Source organism: Janthinobacterium sp. (assembly GCF_009923995.1).
In the GTDB taxonomy this organism is placed as follows: domain Bacteria; phylum Pseudomonadota; class Gammaproteobacteria; order Burkholderiales; family Burkholderiaceae_D; genus Janthinobacterium.
This window is the reverse complement of record NZ_RFSK01000054.1, coordinates 21,754-39,906: the sequence shown is the minus strand read 5'-3', so window position 1 is coordinate 39,906 and position 18,153 is coordinate 21,754. Positions and strand designations below refer to the sequence as shown.

General features: G+C 64.5%; 21 protein-coding genes. 8 read left to right on the top strand and 13 right to left on the bottom strand.

Going from position 1 to position 18,153, the window contains the following annotated elements:
* Window positions 1-180: 180 nt before the first annotated feature.
* Both EBS11_RS22065 and EBS11_RS22060 read right to left on the bottom strand, forming a co-directional pair.
* Window positions 181-486 (bottom strand): hypothetical protein, encoded by a 306-nt coding sequence (locus tag EBS11_RS22065; protein ID WP_290606431.1) that lies wholly within the window; start codon window positions 484-486, stop codon window positions 181-183.
* Between the two features lie 447 nt (window positions 487-933).
* Complete coding sequence (locus tag EBS11_RS22060) at window positions 934-1,452, bottom strand: demethoxyubiquinone hydroxylase family protein (protein ID WP_290606429.1); 519 nt, start codon at window positions 1,450-1,452, stop codon at window positions 934-936.
* A gap of 357 nt (window positions 1,453-1,809) precedes the next feature.
* On the opposite strand from EBS11_RS22060, the gene EBS11_RS22055 reads away from it, so the two are divergent.
* Window positions 1,810-2,112 carry an HNH endonuclease gene (locus EBS11_RS22055; RefSeq protein ID WP_290606427.1) on the top strand — a complete coding sequence of 101 codons (303 nt, stop codon included), beginning with the start codon at window positions 1,810-1,812 and terminating at the stop codon, window positions 2,110-2,112.
* Between the two features lie 383 nt (window positions 2,113-2,495).
* On the opposite strand, the gene EBS11_RS22050 is transcribed toward EBS11_RS22055, so the two are convergent.
* Window positions 2,496-2,738, bottom strand: coding sequence for a hypothetical protein (locus EBS11_RS22050; RefSeq protein WP_290606425.1), 243 nt, complete (start codon window positions 2,736-2,738; stop codon window positions 2,496-2,498).
* 196 nt (window positions 2,739-2,934) lie between these two features.
* Here EBS11_RS22050 and EBS11_RS22045 point away from each other — a divergent pair, with 196 nt between their 5' ends.
* A complete protein-coding gene (locus EBS11_RS22045) occupies window positions 2,935-3,723 on the top strand; it encodes a hypothetical protein (protein ID WP_290606420.1) in 789 nt (262 codons plus the stop codon).
* Window positions 3,720-3,962, top strand: a complete 243-nt coding sequence (locus EBS11_RS22040; RefSeq protein ID WP_290606418.1) for a hypothetical protein — start codon at window positions 3,720-3,722, stop codon at window positions 3,960-3,962. Before EBS11_RS22045 ends, EBS11_RS22040 begins: the two co-directional genes overlap by 4 nt.
* A 6-nt stretch (window positions 3,963-3,968) precedes the next feature.
* Here EBS11_RS22040 and EBS11_RS22035 read toward each other — a convergent pair whose 3' ends face one another.
* A complete protein-coding gene (locus tag EBS11_RS22035) occupies window positions 3,969-4,430 on the bottom strand; it encodes a GNAT family N-acetyltransferase (RefSeq protein ID WP_290606433.1) in 462 nt (153 codons plus the stop codon).
* 98 nt (window positions 4,431-4,528) lie between these two features.
* On the opposite strand from EBS11_RS22035, the gene EBS11_RS22030 reads away from it, so the two are divergent.
* Entirely contained in the window at window positions 4,529-5,530 is a 1,002-nt protein-coding gene (locus tag EBS11_RS22030; protein WP_290606416.1) for an SMP-30/gluconolactonase/LRE family protein, read from the top strand.
* Here EBS11_RS22030 and EBS11_RS22025 read toward each other — a convergent pair.
* Window positions 5,517-6,584, bottom strand: coding sequence for an SDR family oxidoreductase (locus EBS11_RS22025; protein WP_290606414.1), 1,068 nt, complete (start codon window positions 6,582-6,584; stop codon window positions 5,517-5,519). The genes EBS11_RS22030 and EBS11_RS22025 overlap by 14 nt on opposite strands.
* Window positions 6,585-6,681: 97 nt before the next feature.
* Here EBS11_RS22025 and EBS11_RS22020 point away from each other — a divergent pair, with 97 nt between their 5' ends.
* From EBS11_RS22020 to EBS11_RS22010, 3 genes are all read left to right on the top strand, one after another.
* On the top strand, window positions 6,682-7,596 hold the full coding sequence (locus EBS11_RS22020) for a LysR substrate-binding domain-containing protein (protein WP_290606412.1): 915 nt from the start codon (window positions 6,682-6,684) through the stop codon (window positions 7,594-7,596).
* 69 nt (window positions 7,597-7,665) lie between these two features.
* The gene (locus EBS11_RS22015; protein ID WP_290606410.1) at window positions 7,666-8,700 is read left to right on the top strand and encodes a MerR family transcriptional regulator; all 1,035 of its coding nucleotides are present in this window, start codon (window positions 7,666-7,668) and stop codon (window positions 8,698-8,700) included.
* 67 nt (window positions 8,701-8,767) lie between these two features.
* Window positions 8,768-9,847, top strand: coding sequence for a hypothetical protein (locus EBS11_RS22010; protein ID WP_290606408.1), 1,080 nt, complete (start codon window positions 8,768-8,770; stop codon window positions 9,845-9,847).
* Between the two features lie 8 nt (window positions 9,848-9,855).
* Here EBS11_RS22010 and EBS11_RS22005 read toward each other — a convergent pair whose 3' ends face one another.
* From EBS11_RS22005 to EBS11_RS21990, 4 genes are all read right to left on the bottom strand, one after another.
* Window positions 9,856-10,545 (bottom strand): M24 family metallopeptidase, encoded by a 690-nt coding sequence (locus tag EBS11_RS22005; protein WP_290606406.1) that lies wholly within the window; start codon window positions 10,543-10,545, stop codon window positions 9,856-9,858.
* Between the two features lie 134 nt (window positions 10,546-10,679).
* A complete protein-coding gene (locus EBS11_RS22000; protein WP_290606404.1) occupies window positions 10,680-11,648 on the bottom strand; it encodes a DJ-1/PfpI family protein in 969 nt (322 codons plus the stop codon).
* Between the two features lie 3 nt (window positions 11,649-11,651).
* Window positions 11,652-12,863 (bottom strand): D-amino acid dehydrogenase, encoded by a 1,212-nt coding sequence (locus tag EBS11_RS21995; RefSeq protein WP_290606402.1) that lies wholly within the window; start codon window positions 12,861-12,863, stop codon window positions 11,652-11,654.
* Entirely contained in the window at window positions 12,860-13,312 is a 453-nt protein-coding gene (locus EBS11_RS21990; protein WP_290606400.1) for a helix-turn-helix domain-containing protein, read from the bottom strand. Before EBS11_RS21990 ends, EBS11_RS21995 begins: the two co-directional genes overlap by 4 nt.
* Before the next feature lie 120 nt (window positions 13,313-13,432).
* Here EBS11_RS21990 and EBS11_RS21985 point away from each other — a divergent pair, with 120 nt between their 5' ends.
* The gene (locus EBS11_RS21985) at window positions 13,433-14,593 is read left to right on the top strand and encodes an MFS transporter (RefSeq protein ID WP_290606393.1); all 1,161 of its coding nucleotides are present in this window, start codon (window positions 13,433-13,435) and stop codon (window positions 14,591-14,593) included.
* Here EBS11_RS21985 and EBS11_RS21980 read toward each other — a convergent pair.
* From EBS11_RS21980 to EBS11_RS21965, 4 genes are all read right to left on the bottom strand, one after another.
* Window positions 14,590-15,285 carry a Crp/Fnr family transcriptional regulator gene (locus EBS11_RS21980; protein WP_290606391.1) on the bottom strand — a complete coding sequence of 232 codons (696 nt, stop codon included), beginning with the start codon at window positions 15,283-15,285 and terminating at the stop codon, window positions 14,590-14,592. The genes EBS11_RS21985 and EBS11_RS21980 overlap by 4 nt on opposite strands.
* 290 nt (window positions 15,286-15,575) lie before the next feature.
* Complete coding sequence (locus tag EBS11_RS21975) at window positions 15,576-16,223, bottom strand: response regulator (protein WP_290606390.1); 648 nt, start codon at window positions 16,221-16,223, stop codon at window positions 15,576-15,578.
* A gap of 37 nt (window positions 16,224-16,260) precedes the next feature.
* Window positions 16,261-17,493, bottom strand: coding sequence for a GAF domain-containing protein (locus EBS11_RS21970; RefSeq protein ID WP_290606389.1), 1,233 nt, complete (start codon window positions 17,491-17,493; stop codon window positions 16,261-16,263).
* Between the two features lie 63 nt (window positions 17,494-17,556).
* Window positions 17,557-18,138 (bottom strand): DJ-1/PfpI family protein, encoded by a 582-nt coding sequence (locus tag EBS11_RS21965; protein WP_290606388.1) that lies wholly within the window; start codon window positions 18,136-18,138, stop codon window positions 17,557-17,559.
* Between the last annotated feature and the right edge of the window lie 15 nt (window positions 18,139-18,153).

Below are 18,153 nucleotides of genomic sequence, written 5' to 3'. Positions count from 1 at the left end.
TTGCGCTTGCAAGCGCAACCCTCTCCGATTCGTCTGGCCAGGTTTTAGGGCACTGGCTGCCGGCCCTAAAAACACCATCCAATACCCAGTCAGTATCGAACTGGGAGAACTGCACCTGGCTCCGGCCTGTAAGTTGATGATGTCGTTTATAGCCATGGCCGATCTAGGAAAGAGCGTATGTCAGAAGTTTTTTGAAAATACAAACTCCACATAGCCCATCTCATTCGGTGCTTCGTAAAGCTGAGCAAGAATTTCCTCCGAAGTCGGAAGCGTGCCCGGCGACCAGCTTGCACTCCAATCCATGTCAGGCTGCATCCTGTTGTCCTCAAAAAGCTTGAACATCTCATACCCATGAAATGCACATTGCTCGTTGAAAATGCGCAATACGCACGGTTTCCAGTCAGCCCTATGCACAAGAGTAACGCCACCCACCGCAATATGCGGGAATTGCCACTCTTCCAGTAACTGGCGAGTCCGTTTTCTCATTGATGGTCCAAGTTGACTTCAAAATCGAGAATTTTGTAATTGCTACGGCTGCTTTTGCCGACAGCTGCCGTTGCGGGTTGATTGCCTGCATTTTGCCAGCAAAACCTTTAAGACATATAAAAAATCTAAGTTTACGATAGGTTCGATTCCCGCCGTCTCCACCACTGAATAAATAAAAAGGGCTTCCCTGTCTTGGCGGGGAGGCCTTTTTTATTTATTCCATGCATGCAGAGCACGGGCAGCGCATCCGCGTCCGGTACGGGCGCGGGGGTTTTGCGGGGGACGAGCACTGCTCGTCCGATAGCCGCAAAACCGGATTGCGCTTGCAAGCGCAACCCTCTCCGATTCGTCTGGCCAGGTTTTGCGCCGCAGGCGGTTTATCCTAACGATAACATCGACCGGTCAGGCCATGTCCGAATGGCGGACCCGACGCTCGCCACGCGATGCCTACAGGCGCATTCCCAGCCATATGACTGATTCAGTAGCACCAGAAACGGCGGAGCCCAGCAGCCGCCCGAACATGCCCATCGGGTCATTGTGCTTCGCTGCCGAATCATGATGCTCTTGCTCATCGTTTAGAATGCCCGAAATAGCGGAAACTGCCTCGACATCCTCCGCCAGGAGTGCAGTCTGGTGACGCAGATGGCGAAGCACCGTTCGCTCGACAGCCACTGTCGTGAGCGATATTGCGCGCGCGCCAAGTAATCCCGTTGCGACTCCCAGAACATACCCACCGGCCGCACACAGCCAATAACTCTTGCAACGGCTCAAACCCCGACGTTCGAGTTCGTTGTAAAAAATTGTCCTGTGTTTCTCTTCATCCGCCTTACAGGCCAACAGCTCCGGCAACAGCGACTTTGCAGTAAAGCGTGCCATAAGAATCTGACCGCTGTAGATATTGACGGCTCCATGCTCTCCCGCATGGTTCACCTTCATTACCCGCCCGGCTAAGTTAGTGGCTTTCATCGATGCCGAAAATCCTTCGCATTACATTAAGAATAACTGGCAACTATTGTCCGACAGAAGCCGTTACGGGTTGATTGTCTGTATTTTGCCAGCAAAACCTTCCAGATACCCAAAAATGCAAGTTTGCGGCGGCTTAAGGTGCACGGATCAACTGAACGGATACCCGCCCATCCCGTCATTCGTGATGCCATGGAATGGCCGGTCGCCGCCCCTGGCCTTGGCGGCATCCGCTGCCGGCTTCAACCATCGGATGTAACCCTCTCCCCAATGATTACAAGCGCTGCCAGGGGATACGGCAAGTAGAGGCCAGGGGCCAATGATATAGTGGCGGCAATGTATACACTGAAAGAAACTGCCATGAAAAACGACGCAACCGCCCGCCCGCAAGCAAGCCAGGCACCTGCCAGGCTCAGCAAAGGGGATTTCGTCACCGCACTGCGCAAGCTGCTGCAAGAAGAAGAAAAGGCCGGCAAGCCCAGCGTGGACGTGCGCGCTGCAACCCTGCATACCGACGTTGGCGTTTATCCCGCGCGCGGCCACTCGATGCCGACCTGTTGCACGGTGATGTATGAAGAGATGCGGCCCGGCGACGAGATACTGCTGACGCCTCCCGGCGGCAAGGGCCCTTCGCTGCTGGTCCGGTATAAATTCCCGCGCTGAGAATCGCGCTCATAAGCTAGGGGTGGCGATTCAGAGCGCTATTCGGCGCCATCCGCTGCCGCCTGCAGAGGGGTCGTCTGCATTCTGCTGGCAAAACCGTCCAAATACCTGAAAATTCACTTGTACGGCAGCGTCGATTCCCGCCCCCTGCACCGCTGAATCAATAAAAAGGGCTTCCCCGCTTTGACGGGGAGGCCCTTTTTATTTATGCCATGCATGCGCAGCGCGGGCATCGCCTCCGCCTGCGGCATGGGCGCGGGGGTTTTGCTGGTTTTACCGGTAAACGCCACCCTGTCCGATTCAACTGACCAGGTGCTTACGTCTTGCGCCGCCCTGATAGCGTCATGAAATGATCGCATGGCGCAGGAAGGGCAGGCATCCCCCTACCGCCTGCCCGCCGGCACATACTCCCCCGGCTGCCCCGCCACCTCCAGCGCATCGGCGAACGCCAATAAAAATTTCGCCGGACCATGTTCGGACACCAGCAGGGAGGCACCCTTGTGGCGCAGCAGTTTCAAGACTTCCTGCTGGTGCGTCTGGTATTCGCTGGAAGTGCCGTAGAAGGTTTGATACATCTCAAGGGTTTCCATGGCCTTGGCGGCCAGGATGAATTCGGGTCTGTCCATGATGTCTCCTCGTCGTTGGTGCTGTCAAAGTGCTGCCAAAACCACGAAAAAATCCGGCAAGACGTCCGGCGGGGCGGCATGCCATGCCGGTCGCACTGCCTTGCGGCAACCACATCCGTGCTTCCATCATACGCTTCAACCCGGCCATTGCGCCGTCCAATCGTGCAACTGGCAGCGCGGTCACGTACATGGCATCATGCGCGTTGCCCATTTACCCTTGCGACATATGGACCCATATCACTTCCTGGTAGGCGAATTCAAGAAAGATACTCCCTTCGATCCCGCTGCCGCCAGCGCGCAGCTGTTCGCCTGGTTCGCGCTGATCGACGAGTCCGTCGAGCGCTACGGCAACAAGCGCGGCAAGATCGTCAAGTACTCACAGCGCAATTACGAGAAGATGCTGTTCGCGCCAGAGACCGACAGCATCTGCCTGCTTTCGCCGCGTCTCGTACCGCCCGACGAAGCTGACGAGGCCGTCAACTGCGACGCGCAGGCCATGTATTCATCGGACTCGTCGCTGATTCTGTCCATCCGCGCCAGCAAGCTTGCGCTGGCGCCCTTGTTCGACGGTGCGCGGGCCCTGCCCGGCCTGTTTGACCATTGCGAATATGTGTACTGCTACGCTGAAACGCAGGGCTATGGCACCGGCTACGCACTCGGCTACCGGCGGCTCGATGATGCCCATCCGATGACCTTTGGCATTCCTTGCCCCGCAAATAACTGGTCCGCCATCAAGCGGCGCGGGCTGCAAGATGCCCATCTGCGCGATGTCTATCCCATCAACGGTTTCACGCCAGCCAGGCTCGATGCGCTGCCGCCCGGACGCCGGCAAGCGCTGCGCGACGCGATGCACACGTATGGCCGCTGCGAAGAACATGCCGGCCTGACCTTCTGGCACCTGCCTCCCGAAGAACTGGACGCCGCCCGCGCGGCACTGAACGCCCACGCCATGCTGGGCGCCTATATCAACAACCGACACCCATGAGCACACATTTATCGCTGCACTGCTATCTGCAGGACGAGGCCGCCGAACGTCCCCTGCCCTGCTCCGACGTGACCATCCACGCCGACCCGGCCACGCTGCGCGCCATCGCCCATTTTCTGCTGGCCAGCGCGGACACGTTTGAGCAGGCGCAAGACCGGGCCGGCATGCACGCCCATCTGCAGGATGCCTGGGAAGGCTGGCAGGACGAGTTCCCCGACGTGGTGGTCGTGGCTGCCTGAAACGCTTCACAGCGCCAGCTTGTAGCCTTCATGGCTGGCGACAAAGCCCAGCTTTTCATAGAAACGATGCGCGTCGGGACGGCCCTTGTCCGTCGTCAGCTGCAGCAGCTGGCAGCCGCGCGCGCGGCATGCGTCCATGGCCCACTCGAACAGGCGCTGGCCCAGGCCGGCGCCGCGGTGCGAGGCGGCGATGCGCACGGCTTCGATCTGGCCGCGCCAGGCGCCGCGGCGGGCTATGCCGGGGATGAACGACAGTTGCAAGGTACCCACGACGGTGTCGCCATCGGCAGCCACCACTAGGCGCTGGTTGGCATCGGCGGCAATGGCCTGGAAGGCGTCGACATAGCAGGCGGCCGGCGGCGAAGCGACGGTTTCGCGCCGGGCGCCCAGCGCATCGTCGGCCAGCAGGCTGACGATGGCTTCCAGGTCGGCCAGGGTGGCGGTGCGAAAAGTGATGTTATCCATGATGGCTCCAGTGAATCGGCAGCACGATTGTACGGCCACGGGGGCCGTCCGGCCCAGGCCTCAGGTAACATACGCCACCATCGCCTCACCGAGAACACTTGATGCCCCATTCCCGATACGCCCTGCCGTGGCTGCGCGCGCCCTTGCAAGCCCTGCTGCTGGCCATGCCGCTGGCCACCCTGTCCGCCTGTGCCAGCCCGCCCGCGCACGAAGCGCTGTTCCTCGCCACCACTTTGACGGCCCCGCATTCCTTCACCAAGGGCATCGAAGGCCCGGCCGTCGATGCGGAGGGGAATATCTATGCCGTCAACTTTGCGCGCCAGCAAACCATCGGCAAGGTGCGCCCGGATGGTACTGGCGAGGTGTACCTGACCTTGCCCGGCAGCAGCATCGCCAACGGCATCCGCTTCGGCAGCCGGGGGCAGATGTATCTGGCCGACTACATGGAGCACACGATCTACCTGGTCGACCCGGCCACGCGGGCGCTGACCATCCACGCGCGCGAGCCGCGCATGACCCAGCCGAACGACATCGCCATCACGGCAGACGACGTGCTGTATGCGAGCGACCCGAACTGGAAGGAAAACACGGGCCGCGTGTGGCGCATCGCGCAGGACGGCACGGTGAGCCTGGCGCTCGACACCATGGGCACGGCCAACGGCATCGAGGTGAGCCCCGACGGCAGGATCCTGTACGTGAACGAAAGCGTGCAGCGCAATATCTGGATGTATGACATCGCCCCGGACGGCAGCCTGAGCGGCAAGCGCCTGCTGATCAAGTTCGACGATTTCGGCATGGACGGTATGCGCGTGGACGTCGACGGCAACCTGTACGTGACGCGCTACGGCAAGGGCACGGTAGTGAAACTGTCGCCGCAGGGACGCATCTTGCGCGAGATCAGCGTGCCCGGCGCCAAGCCCAGTAACATCACCTTTGGCGGTCCCGACGGCCGCACGGCCTACGTGACGGAAGTGGTGCAGGGACGCCTGCTGCAGTTCCGCGTCGACCGCCCGGGCCTGGAGTGGCAGCGGGGGCAGGAAAGCAAGGCCAGGGCCGGCGCATCCGCCGCCGGCAAAGCCGGCAACGGCGTCAGCGCGGAATGATGCGCTCCGCCTTCAGCTTCTCGAACAGATTGAAGAAAGCCTCGGGCGTGTCCTGGTAGTCAAGGAAGCCCGCCTTGCGGCTCTTGCCCATGTCCGTCATCACTTCCATCGGCCGGCCCAGGTCGGCATCCGTATGCCACCAGGAAGCGAGGCGGCCGATGTCCGCCTCCGCCAGCCCATGCTGCTGCGCGATGGCGCGCCACTGCGCGGGCGCATCCTGCATGCGCTCGGCCAGCGGCGCCATCGTCTCGGGCAAGTCCGCCGCCGCGATGCCGAAATACGCGGCCAGGCGGGGCCACAGCCACTTCCAGCGGAACACGTCGCCATTGACGATATTGAAGTCTTCGTTGCGCGCGGCGGGGCTGTCCGCCGCCCACGCCAGGTGGCGCGCGATCTGGCCCGCGTCCGTCATGTCGGACAGGCCATGCCACTGCGCGCTCGAGCCGGGAAAAACGAAGGGCTGGCCGCTGGCCTTGCACAGGCTGGCATACACGGCCAGGGTCAATCCCATGTTCATGGCATTGCCCAGCGCATAGCCGATGATGGTGTGCGGGCGGTGCACGCTCCACGTCAAGCCGTATTGCGCGGCCGCTGCAAACAAGCGGTCTTCCTGAGCATAGTAGAAATTCTCGACGGGCTGGCGGCCCTGCTCTTCGCGGAACGGCGTCACGGGCACGGCGCCCTTGCCGTAGGCGTCGAAGGGTCCCAGGTAATGCTTGAGGCCCGTCACCAGGGCCGCGTGGCGCAGGCGGCCCTGCGGCCCCAGCGCGGCCAGCACGTTGGCCACCATGGCGCCATTGACGCGGATGTTTTCCTGTTCATTGTCCTGGCGCGCCCAGGCCGTGAAGAAGACGTGGCTGGCATCGAGGCCCGCCAGGGCGGCGCTGACGGCCGCGCCATCAGTCGCATCGAGCTGCAGGGCCGCGCAGCCGGCGGGCACGGGCGTGCGGCCGCGCGAGACGCCCGTGACTTGCCAGCCCTGCGCCAGCAGGTGCGTGGCCAGCTGACTGCCGATGACGCCGCTGGCGCCGATGATGAGAGCGTGTTTGTGCATGAGAGTTGCCTTCCGAAACAAAAATCCATCATATCCGCGACTGAAATTCTTATCCGCGATACTATTTCACCCTATTCATGAATAAAATTCCCGAATTATGTTTTCATCGGAACATCTGAAGGGCCTCACGCCGTTTCTCGCCACGGCCGACGCGGGCAGTTTCACGAAGGCGGCCGAGCGCCTGCACCTGAGCAGCTCGGCCGTCAGCAAGAGCGTGGCGCGGCTGGAGGAGCGGCTGGGCGTGCTGCTGTTCGAGCGCAGCACGCGCCGGCTGAAACTGAGCGAAGCGGGCCGCGCCTACTACGCCACCTGCAAGCGCGTGCTGCAGGAACTGATGGATGCGGAAGACGTGCTGGCCGACCATGCGACGGAACTGGCCGGCAAGGTGCGCATCGGCGTGCCCGCCTCGTATGGCCGCCTGCGCGTGATGCCGGCCCTGCTGGCACTGTGCGCGCAGTATCCGCGCCTGCAGCCGTCGATCGCCTTCAGCGACCGCTTCGTCGACCTGTTCGAGGAGCGCATCGATATCGCCGTGCGCATCGGCGCGCCCTCGCACTGGCCCGCCGCGCTGGGACAGATGCAGCTGGGCGAAGAGCGGCTGATCCTGTGCGCGGCGCCCGCCTACCTGGCGCGGCGCGGCACGCCGGCCAGCGTGGCCGAACTGGAAGGGCACGACTGCATCGCCTACGGCCGTGCCGACGGTTCGCCCATGCCGTGGCTGTTCCCGGACGGGGAGCAAGGCGGGCAGGTCGAGTACCGCCTGGCGTCGCCCCGCATGACGGTGGGCGACGCGGAGGCGCGCACGGCCGCCGTGCTGGCGGGCCTGGGCGTGGCGCAGCTGGCCACCTGGCTGGTGCAGGAGCACCTGGCCACGGGCGCCATCGTGGCCGTGCTGCCGGAACTGGCCACGCCGGGCTTGCCCCTGTACCTGGCCTGGCCGCTGGCGCGCCAGCTGACGCCGAAGACGGGCACCCTGCTGCAGGAATTGCGCCAGCGGCTGACCATCCACTGAAAATATGGCTTGACCCTGACGCAGCGTCAGGGTCGATGCTGTGTGTACGCACCAGGAAAGGAGCAAGCGATGCTGTTGAAAATCGGTGAACTGGCCAAGATGACAGGCTTGAGCATCCGCACCCTGCACCACTACGACAGCATCGGCCTGCTCTCGCCCTCGGCGCGCACGCAGGCTGGCTACCGTCTGTACCAGCACGGCGACATGGACCGGCTGCACCGGATCATGGCGCTGCGCAAGTTCGGGCTGTCGCTGGCCGAAATCGCCACTGCACTCGCCGGCCCGGATCTGCCCTTGAGCGCCATCGTGACGCAGCAGATCGCCATGCTGGAACGCCAGATCGCGCAGGCGTCCACCCTGCGCGAACGCCTGCGCAGCCTGCAGGCGCAACTGGCGCAGGGACAGACACCGGAGCTGGCCGAGTGGCTCACCACGATGGAGTTGATGACCATGTACGACAAATACTTTACCCCCGAAGAACTGCAGCAATTGCCGCTGCTGACAGATAGCGCCGTGGAACAGGAATGGCAGGCGCTCGTCGCCAGGGTGCGCGCCCTGCAGGCGACGGGCGCCGCTCCCGATGATGCGCAGGCGCAGGCGCTGGGCACGGAATGGATGGTCAAGCTGGTGCGCGACACGGGCGCCCACCCGGGCCTGTTCGCGCGCCTGAACGCCATGCACGCGCAGGAACCGGCCATGCGGCAGACCACCAGCATCGATGCGGACGTGATGCAGTTCATCCTTGCCGCCTTCAATGCCTCGCGCATGGCGCTGTACCGGCCCTTCCTGAACGAGCAGGAATACGCGCACCTGCTGGCCAATTACGGCAAGCGTTCGGGCGAATGGCCAGCCCTGATCGCCGCCGTGCGCGCCGCCATGGATGCGCGCACGCCGCCCACCGACCCGGCCGTGCTGCAGCTGGCGCGGCAGTGGCTGGAGCTGTTCCGCTCCTATGCAGGCACGGACCCGGCCACGCAGCTGAAATTCCGCCAGGCGCACCAGCAGGAACCGCGCCTGATGGAAGGCAGCTTCGTCGATAGCGCCATGCTGCAGTACCTGGGCGCGGCGATGGCCCAGGTGGCGCAGGAGCGGCCCGGCAAATAAGTTGACGTGTGGCATCTCGTGGGCGCGGCCATGTAGAATCGGCCATCGCCCATTCCAGGAATACCCGATGCGCCGCCTTCTGCTTCTCTGTCTCTCCCTGCCCGCCCTGAACCTCGCCATGGCCGCCGATGCGCCCGTGCAAGGGGTGTGGCAGGGCACCCTGGGCAAGGCCAATATCGTGGCCTGCTTCAACCAGCCCAGTCCCACGCAGGGGGCGGACCGCAGCGGCAGCTATTACTACGTGCGCTACAAGACGCCCATCATGCTGGCCATGCCGAACGGCAAGAGCGACTGGAGCGAGTCCGACGCCAAGGGCGACACGACGGGCACCTGGTCTTTGCATGCGCCGCAGGGCGGCAAGGTCAGCGGCACCTGGACGGAGCCGAAAAGCGGCAAGACCCTGCCCCTGGCCCTGACCCTGCTGGAAGCGGCGGGCGACCGCGAGCACCCGTCCTGCGCCAGCGATGCCTACAACCTGGCGCTGGAAGATTTTCCCAATACCAAGACGAGCAAACCCATCGCCTTCGAAGGCAAGCAATACCGCAACGTGCAAGTGGGCGACACCATCACCGTGGAACTCATCGCCCCCGGCGAGGGCGTGGCGAAAATCAATGCGCAACTGCGCGCCGTGCTGGCAAAGAATAAAAAAGACCTGGCCGACTTCTATGCCACGCGGCGCGAATACCTGGGCCGCAACGGTTTCACGACGGAAGACGAAGTGTATGCGGAGCCGACCTACTGGTCGCCGCGCTGGGTGACCATCAAGTTCTACCGCTGGCCGGCCGGCTATGGCGCCAGCGGCATCTCCATCCGCTTCCGCACCTGGGACGTGAGGACGGGCCAGGAAACGGACGTGTGGAACTGGTTCGGTGCCAGCGCCAGCGATGGCGACGACAAGGCCGAATTGCCGGACCGCCTGCGCCAGGCCCTGTTCAAGGGCGTCACCATCGACGCCGAGTGCAAGGGCACGGATTACGACGGCCGTGGCCGCTTCCACCTGTCCCTGAAGGAGGACGGCGTATCGTTCTGGGAAGATGCGAACGGCAGCGGCTGCGAAAACGACTTCCTGCTGCCATACAGCAAGGTCGGCCCCTTCCTGACCGTCAAGGGGCGCGCCGCGCTCAGCGATTTATTGCCGAAGAACTAGGCGCCGGGTCAGGCATAGTAGCTGTCGTCGAGCAGCATGTCCTCGAAGAAGGCGCCATACGGCAGGGTTGGATGGCGCAGATGGATTTCCAGTATCCAACGCATGGGCGACGGCGAAAAGTCGGCGTCGGCCAGCGCGCCCGCGTAAATCGTGGCGTGTGGAAAATCGGACACGCGGTGCCCGCCCAGGTCGAAGTTCAATTCCCAGCCCAGCCTGCGCGCCTCCTCCTCGGCGTAGGCATACAGGGCTTGCCCCGTCAGCCGTTCGCGCTGCCACACGGCGCGTACCTGGTGGAACAGGTATTGCGCATCGCGCGCGCAGCGGGCGTAGTCCCCCTGCTGTTCGCTGTCGCCCACCGTGAACGTGGCGCCGCCATCGCCTTCCCACGCCTCGACCCGGGGCGCGATATCGAGGAAGAAAATATCGTGCTCTTGCAAGACCACGCCCGGCTCGGACGCGCGCTTCATCGCCTTGAGCGTGTTGCGGCCGAAGCGCACGCGCGTGGGGTGCCAGCTCAGCGCCAGCCCCATGTCCAGCAGCACTTGTTTCGCCATGGCGACAGCGTCTTCTTCCAGCATGCCGGGGCGGATGCGCGCGGCAATGGCGGCGAGTGCTTCGCGCGTCTTGCGGCGCGCCAGCAGCATGCCGTCCTCAGTATAGGCGGGGCCGACCCGCTCGGCGTCCAGTAGGGTATGCATGTTTGACTTTCCTCAAGGGCGCGGCCGGAATGGCGCGCCTGCAGGAAAAGTATAGATTTACGCCCCAGGAGACGGGGCCGCTGGCTGCCGCGCTTTCCGGACAGGATAGCGGGCATTCCTGCCATGCACGCCCGTCAGGCGCCGGGGCGGCTGGAAAAGTGCTGCCGGTATTGCTTGGCCGATACGCCCAGGCGCCGCAGGAACACCGTGCGCAGCTGATCGGCCGTGCCGAAGCCGCAGCGCCAGGCGACGGTTTTCAGCGGCGCATCGCTGGCGGCCAGCATGGCGCGCGCCGCATCGAGCCGGGCGCTTTCGATGAAATGTGCCGGTGTCACGCCCAGTTCGCGCGCGAAGATGCGGGCAAAGTTGCGCGGACTCATGGCTACCAGCCGCGCCAGGCTGGCCACGTCCAGCGCCCCGTCCAGGTGCGCCAGCACGTATTGCTGCGCCTGCGCCACGGGCGAGGCCGCATCGACCACGGGGGTCAGGTGCGGGCTGAACTGCGACTGCCCGCCCTGGCGCTGCGTGTACACGACGAGGCGCCGCGCCACCTGCAGCGCCAGCCGGGCGCCGCCGTCGTCGGCCAGCAGGGACAGGGCCAGGTCGATGCCGGCCGTCACGCCCGCCGAGCTGACCAGCTTGCCGTCGTGCACATAAATGCTGTCCGCATCGACGCGTGCCTGGGGAAAGGCGGCGGCCAGGGCCGCCGCATCGTTCCAGTGCGTGGCGACTTTTTTACCATCGAGCAAGCCTGCATGGCCCAGCAAAAACGCGCCGTTGCAGATGGAACCGTGGCGCCCCGCCCTGCCCGCCGCGGCCAGCAGCCACGTACTCAGGGCATCGTCGCGGGGCTGCGCCGGCAAGCCGGGACCGCCCGCCACCAGCAGCAGGTCGTAGGTGTCCTGCGCCTGCGCATAATGGCGGTGCGCGGCCATGCATAAACCGTTCGAGCAGCGCAGCAATCCCTCCTGCGTGCCCAGCACGTCGATCGTGTACTGCTGGCCCAACGGCAGGAAACTGTTCGCTTCGGCAAACACGTCCATGGGGCCGCTGACGTCGAGCGCCTGCACGCCGGGAAAGATGAGGATGGCGATGGCGGGCATGGTTCAGTCCTGCGCCACGGCCGCCACCTGCTGCGCCACCAGTTCGGCCGTCGCGACCGCCAGAGTCCAGCCCAGGTGGCCATGGCCCGTGTTGTAATACACGCCGGGCGCCTTGCCCGGGCCCACTTTGGGCAGCATGGCCGGCAGCATCGGACGCAGGCCCGCCCACGGGATCACCTGGCGGGTCTTGATGTCAGGAAAGCACTGCTCCACCCACCGCACGAGCGGGCGGATGCGGTCGGCGCGGATGTCGTAATCGATGCCGTTGAATTCCGCCGTGCCCGCCACCCGCAGCCTGTCCTCGCCCAGGCGGCTGCTGACCAGCTTGGTCGCGTCGTCGAGCAGGCTGACGGACGGCGCCGCCGCCCGGCTGGCCGCGTCGTCCAGCTGCACGGTGATCGAATAGCCTTTCACGGGATACACATTCACGTGGTCGCCCAGGCTTGCCGCCATGGCGCGGCTGGCCGTGCCCGCGCACACGACGACGGCGTCGAACAGGGTGCTGTCTGCGCCCATGCCGACGCGCACCTTGCCGTGTTCGCGCTCCAGCGCCGTAACTTCCTGTCCATAGCGGCAAGCCACGCCCAGGCGGGCGCAGGCGTCGGCCAGGCCGCTGGTGAACTTGTGGATGTCGCCCGTGGAATCGCTGTCCGTGTAATAGCCGCCGTAAAAATCACCCTGCAGGGCCGGTTCGATGACGCGCATTTCCGCCGGCGTCACGGCGCGGCGCTGCAAGCCGCCCTGCGCCAGCAGGCGCGACACGCGGGCGGCCCGTTCAAAGCCGGCACGCTCGCGGTAGACGTGCAGGATGCCGGCACGGCGATGATCGAAGGCGATGTTTTCTGCCTGCGCCCACGCGAACAGGTGTTCGCGCGCGGCGATGGCCATGCGCGCCGTGGCAATGGTGTTGCGCTCATAGTCCGGCATGGCGGCGAGAAACTCCGCAAACCAGCTCAGCTTGTGCCAGCTGGGCCAGGGATGCAGCAGCAGGGGCGCGTCGCGCCGCGCCATCCATTTCAGCGCGTTCACAATCGTCGCCTTGTGGTTCCACACTTCCGCGTGCGATGCGGACAGTTGCCCGCCGTTCGCATACGAGGTTTCCATGGCCGCGTAGCGGTGGCGCTCGACCAGGGTGACGTCCACGCCCCGTTTCGCCAGCGCGTAAGCGGTGGTGACGCCCGTGATGCCGCCGCCAAGCACGGCCACGCGCTTCATTGCGGCGCCACCTTGTGCACGACGGTATCGCCCGCCCGCAGGATGCGGCCATCCTCGGCCAGCACCTCCATCTTGCGCACGGGCAAGTCGGAAGCGCGCTGCCGCAGCGTGGAATGGGCTTCGCCTGGCGCGAACAGCTGCGCCTCGCTCCATTGGCGCAAACCCACCACAACGGGGAACAGGTCCAGCCCCCTAGGCGTCAGCACGTATTCCTGGTAGGCCGTGCCGTCCGAAGCGGGCGCAACCGTAAAAATGCCCTCTTCCACCAGGGTGTGCAGGCGATCGGCCAGGATGTTCTTCGCCACGCCCAGGCTTTTCTGGAATTCGCCGAAGCGGCGCATGCCGTCGAAGGCGTCGCGCACGATCAGCAGCGACCAGCGCTCGCCGATCGCGTCGAGCGCGCGCGCCACGGGACAGGGGTCGGTTTTCAGGCTCTTGCGTTTGGCCATGGTCATGCTCCAGGATTAACTGGTTGCATTTTAAAACTTCCCGGCGTAGACTCCAACTGGTTTTAATTTGAAACCACATAAATGACCATGCGCGACACGACTCCCCTCCCCTGCCAAGCGATGCTTGCCCCCTCCCTCGTCTGGCTGTTCGCTGCGGCGGCCGGCCTCAGCGTGGCCAATGTGTATTATGCCCAGCCCTTGCTGGCCAGCCTGGCGCGCGAATTCGGCATGACGGACGCGGCCAGCGGCATGGTCATCACGGCCACGCAGCTCGGCTGCGCGCTGGCCCTGCTGCTGCTCGTGCCCCTGGGCGACATGCTGAACCGGCGCCGTCTGACCTTATTCCAGCTGGGCTTGCTGGCCGTCACGCTGGCGGCGCTGGGCTGCGCCCGTTCCACGGCTGCCTTGCTGGGCGGCATGCTGCTGGTGGGCTTGCTGGGCACGGCCATGACGCAGGGCTTGATCGCCTACGCGGCCAGCGCGGCGGCCAGCCACGAGCGTGGCAGGGTCGTCGGCATGGCGCAGGGCGGCGTGGTGATCGGCCTGCTGCTGGCGCGCACCCTGTCCGGCGTGGTGGCCGATGCGGCCGACTGGCGCGCCGTGTATTTTGTCTCGGCCGCCCTGGCCTGCGCCCTGCTGCTGTTGCTTTGGCGCAAGCTGCCGCCCGCGCAGATATCCGGCCAGCGGCTGGCCTACGGCGCCCTGATCGCCTCGATGGCGGCCATGTTGAGGCACAACAAGGTGCTGCGCGTGCGCGGCATGCTGGCCCTGCTGATGTTTGCCGTGTTCAATATTTTCTGGAGCGCCCTCGTGCTGCCCCTGACGGCGCAAGGCTATACGCATGCGGCCATCGGCGCCTTCGGCCTCGTCGGCGTGGTAGGGGCGCTGGGCGCGGCGCGGGCGGGCGCGCTGGCCGATGGCGGACGCGCGCAGTGGACGACGGGCGCCGCCCTGCTGCTGTTGCTGGCCGCTTGGCTGCCGCTCAGCTTTGCGGGGGCCGCCCTGTGGCCCCTGGTCGTCGGCATCATCGTGCTGGACCTGGCGGGCCAGGCCATCCACGTGACGAACCAGAGCCTGATCTTCCAGGATGACAGCGACGCGCACAGCCGCCTGGTGGCGTGCTACATGCTGTTTTATGCGGTGGGAAGCGGTCTCGGTGCGATTGCCGCCACCAGCGTGTATGCGCTGGCGGGCTGGCATGGGGTGTGCGCGCTGGGCGCGGCGGTCAGCTTGCTCGCCCTGCTGTTCTGGCGGCTGACCTTGCCTGCTGAAAAAGCCTAGTTCAGGAGCGCCGTGGCGGCGCCGTGGCGATACGTCTTCAGCGCGTCGGGCTGGATCTGGATCAGCGATCCGCTGACTTTAATCAGGTGCAAGTCCGTCAACTGGTGCAGCACGCGTGACAGGGTGGCCGGCGCCAGGTTCAGGAACGATGCCAGCAGGCTTTTCTTCAGGTCCAGCTTGACCTCGTTCGAGCGCTGCTGGTCCGATGCCTGCAGCAGATACTCGACCACGCGCTGGGTGGCGTTCTGCACGGAGCAGCGCTCCACGTTGCGGATAAAGCCCATCAGGTGGTGCGACAGGCTGTTCATCATCTGGCGCGCGATGCGGGGCGACTGGTCCAGCAGGCGCAGCAGCGCGTGCGGCGGGATGCGCAGCAGCAGGCAATGCTCGAGCGCTTCGGCGCAGAAGGGATACGGTTCATCGAGGAAAATCATGGCTTCGCCGAAGCTCTGGCCGGGACGGATCAGTTCCAGCACCTTGTCCGTGCCTTCCATGGAAAACACGCTCAGCTTGACGAGGCCGAAGACCACCACGTAGGCGCCTTCCGCCACTTCGCCCTTGCGGAACAGCACCTTGCCTTTTTCCACTTCGACGCGCACGACATCCTGGCGCAATTGCTCTAATTGCGAAGGGGAAATATGGCGGAACAGAGCCTGGCTCGACAGCAAGCCATCGACGTTGACCTTATGCATGACACTCTCTTATTGGATTAGCGAATGACTAAGAGTGTAATGCGCAGGCACGGTCAAGGCCATACGTCAAAGGAACTAGGGTTGTCTAGGCCGGAACGCCATGCAGGTCAAACAATCGCGCATTCCTTGTGGCTTTTTAACAGGGTATTTACGCTTTGCTTGATCTTTGGAGTACCTGGCAAAACCGTAGCGAGCGGCAGCGAGTTGCGACAGAGAAGCGGAACTGTGCTTGAGCACAGTGAGCATCGGAGGTCGCAAATCGCGATGCGCAGTAGGTGAAGCAGGTACGCTTATTTACCCAGTTCGCGCTCGACCGCATACACGGCAATCTGCACGCGGCTGCTCAGCTTGAGTTTTTTCAGGATGTTCTGCACGTGGATCTTCACCGTGCTTTCGGCCACGTCCAGCTGGCGCGCGATTTCCTTGTTGCTCTGGCCCCGCGCCAGGCAAGCCATGGCTTCGCGCTCGCGCGGCGTCAGCTTGTCGTAGTCGGCCTGGGGCGCGTTCTGCCCGGCGCGGAACTGCGACACGAGCTTGGCCGTCATGGCGTCGGCGATCACGGATTCGCCGGCCGCGGCGCGGCCGATGGCCTGGCCCAGCTGCTCGGCCTCGATATTTTTCAGCAGGTAGCCGCGCGCGCCCGCGCGCAGGGCCGCGCCCAGGTCGGCCGCGTTTTCCGACACGGTCAGCATCAGCACGGCCATCTGCGGCCAGTCCTGCAGGATCAGCTGCAGCGCTTCCACGCCGGACACGCCGGGCATGTTCAAGTCCATCAGCACCACGTCCGGCTGCAGTTCGGTCGCCAGCTTGACGCCGTCGAGCCCGTTCGACGCCTCGCCCACCACCTGGAATTGAGGGTTGCGCTGCAGCAGCAGCTTGACGCCGCTGCGCAGCAGGGTGTGGTCGTCGACCAGCAGGATTTTGATTGGAGGATTCACGTGTTTGTTTCTTCTGCCTGATAGGAATAATTCACTGTTACGCGGCCTGGCGCCGGGCTGCCGGCAGGGCCAGCGAGATCGTCGTGCCGCCGCCGGGCGTGCTGTCGATGGCAAACTGCGCACCGAGCCGCTCGGCCCGTTCCTGCATGATACGCAAGCCGATCTGCAGTTCCGTTTTCTTGTCGCGCAGGTGGGCGGCGAAGCCTTCGCCATCGTCGCGCACCTGCAGCGCGAAATCGCGCCCGTTCTCCACGCGCAGGGCCACGTTGCTGGCCTGCGCATGCTTGCGGATGTTCGACAGCGCTTCCTGCACGATGAACAGGATCTGCAGCTGCTGCTCGGGCGCCAGCGGCGCGCCGTTGCCGCTCATGTCCAGGGTGCCGGCCACGCCCGTCTGCAGCTCGAACTTGGCCAGCACTTCCAGCAGCTTGCTTTCCAGGTCGCTGCCATGCCAGCGCGTGCGGAAGTTGACCAGCAGTTCGCGCACGTCCTGGTAGCTTTGTTCGACGCCCATGCGCATCAGCGGCAGCACCTCGGCCGCCTCGTCGAGCTGGCCGCGGCGCACGGAATCGTCGAGCATCTGCACTTGCAGGCTGATGAAATTGAGGCTTTGCGCGATGCTGTCGTGCAAGCCTTCGGCCAGCAGGCTGCGTTCGCGCGCCACGGCGAATTCCTTTTCGCGCGCGATCAGGCGCTGGTTTTCGATGGCGATGCCCAGGCTCTGGCCCAGGGTTTCCAGCCAGCCCTGCTGCTGTGCGTGGACGGCTTGCGGGCGCGCAAAGTGCAGCGAAAAACTGCCCACCACCTGCTCGCGCGCCAGGATGGGAAAGACGGCGATGGCGATGAAGCCTTCGTCCTGGCAGCGGTAGCGCTGCAGTGCATCGGCCTGGCGGAAATCGCGGATCTGGATCACGCCCTGGGCCACGGCCGCGCCGCACAGGCAATCGTTGTTGCGGATGCAGTGCTCCTCTTCCACCATGGCGTCGGAAATGCCCTCGTGCACGATCATGTGCACGGTGTCTTGTTGCGGATCAAGGATGCGCACGGTGCCGCCTTCCGCCTGCGCGAACTGCATCACGTGGCGCAGGAAGCCCCGGCACAGCGCATCGATGGCATGCTGGCCCGCCAGCAGGGTGGAAATGTCGTGCAGGGTGGCCAGCTGGCGCTCCTGCGCGGCGCTCAGGCCGGACTGGGCTTGCGCCAGGCGGCGCTGGCGCCAGCGCGAAGCGGGGAGTTGTTTGCGGGATGAATGACTGCGCGGCGCATGCATGAAAAGCTCGAATCTGAAAAGTGGTGCGCCCGGCAAGCGCTGCGCCTGCCGGGCTGGTAAAGGTTACAAATGAATCTCGGTACCCAGCAGCTTGACGAACTGCGCCAGCCAGGCCGGGTGCGCGGGCCAGGCTGGCGCCGTGACGAACTGGCCATCCGTGACGGCATCCGTGACGGCGATATCGGCATACGTGCCGCCCGCCAGTTTCACTTCCGGCGCGCAGGCGGGATAGGCGGAAATGCGCTTGCCGCGGATGACGTCGGCGGCGGCCAGCAATTGCGCGCCGTGGCAGACGGCGGCGACAGGCTTGCCCGCGTCGGCGAAATGGCGCACGGCGGCGATGACTTTCTCGTTCAGGCGCAGGTATTCGGGGGCGCGGCCGCCGGCGATCATCACGGCATCATAGTGGGCCGGGTCGATCTCGTCGAAGCTGGCATTGAGCGTGAACAAATGGCCCGGCTTTTCCGTGTAGGTCTGGTCGCCCTCGAAATCGTGGATGGCCGTCTTGATCATCTCGCCGCTCTTCTTGCCGGGGCAGACGGCATGCACGGTGTGGCCCAGCATCAGCAGCGCCTGGAAAGGCACCATCGTTTCATAATCTTCTGCAAAATCGCCGGTCAAAAACAGAATTTTCTTCGCTGCCATTTGGTTCTCCTATGA

Bases quoted from the DNA above. Each gene is read 5' to 3' on its own strand.
- EBS11_RS22065 (WP_290606431.1), bottom strand. From the start codon at position 486: ATGAGAAAACGGACTCGCCAGTTACTGGAAGAGTGGCAATTCCCGCAT.
- EBS11_RS22060 (WP_290606429.1), bottom strand. From the start codon at position 1,452: ATGAAAGCCACTAACTTAGCCGGGCGGGTAATGAAGGTGAACCATGCG.
- EBS11_RS22055 (WP_290606427.1), top strand. From the start codon at position 1,810: ATGAAAAACGACGCAACCGCCCGCCCGCAAGCAAGCCAGGCACCTGCC.
- EBS11_RS22050 (WP_290606425.1), bottom strand. From the start codon at position 2,738: ATGGACAGACCCGAATTCATCCTGGCCGCCAAGGCCATGGAAACCCTT.
- EBS11_RS22045 (WP_290606420.1), top strand. From the start codon at position 2,935: ATGCGCGTTGCCCATTTACCCTTGCGACATATGGACCCATATCACTTC.
- EBS11_RS22040 (WP_290606418.1), top strand. From the start codon at position 3,720: ATGAGCACACATTTATCGCTGCACTGCTATCTGCAGGACGAGGCCGCC.
- EBS11_RS22030 (WP_290606416.1), top strand. From the start codon at position 4,529: ATGCCCCATTCCCGATACGCCCTGCCGTGGCTGCGCGCGCCCTTGCAA.
- EBS11_RS22025 (WP_290606414.1), bottom strand. From the start codon at position 6,584: ATGCACAAACACGCTCTCATCATCGGCGCCAGCGGCGTCATCGGCAGT.
- EBS11_RS22020 (WP_290606412.1), top strand. From the start codon at position 6,682: ATGTTTTCATCGGAACATCTGAAGGGCCTCACGCCGTTTCTCGCCACG.
- EBS11_RS22015 (WP_290606410.1), top strand. From the start codon at position 7,666: ATGCTGTTGAAAATCGGTGAACTGGCCAAGATGACAGGCTTGAGCATC.
- EBS11_RS22010 (WP_290606408.1), top strand. From the start codon at position 8,768: ATGCGCCGCCTTCTGCTTCTCTGTCTCTCCCTGCCCGCCCTGAACCTC.
- EBS11_RS22005 (WP_290606406.1), bottom strand. From the start codon at position 10,545: ATGCATACCCTACTGGACGCCGAGCGGGTCGGCCCCGCCTATACTGAG.
- EBS11_RS22000 (WP_290606404.1), bottom strand. From the start codon at position 11,648: ATGCCCGCCATCGCCATCCTCATCTTTCCCGGCGTGCAGGCGCTCGAC.
- EBS11_RS21995 (WP_290606402.1), bottom strand. From the start codon at position 12,863: ATGAAGCGCGTGGCCGTGCTTGGCGGCGGCATCACGGGCGTCACCACC.
- EBS11_RS21990 (WP_290606400.1), bottom strand. From the start codon at position 13,312: ATGGCCAAACGCAAGAGCCTGAAAACCGACCCCTGTCCCGTGGCGCGC.
- EBS11_RS21985 (WP_290606393.1), top strand. From the start codon at position 13,433: ATGCTTGCCCCCTCCCTCGTCTGGCTGTTCGCTGCGGCGGCCGGCCTC.
- EBS11_RS21980 (WP_290606391.1), bottom strand. From the start codon at position 15,285: ATGCATAAGGTCAACGTCGATGGCTTGCTGTCGAGCCAGGCTCTGTTC.
- EBS11_RS21970 (WP_290606389.1), bottom strand. From the start codon at position 17,493: ATGCATGCGCCGCGCAGTCATTCATCCCGCAAACAACTCCCCGCTTCG.
- EBS11_RS21965 (WP_290606388.1), bottom strand. From the start codon at position 18,138: ATGGCAGCGAAGAAAATTCTGTTTTTGACCGGCGATTTTGCAGAAGAT.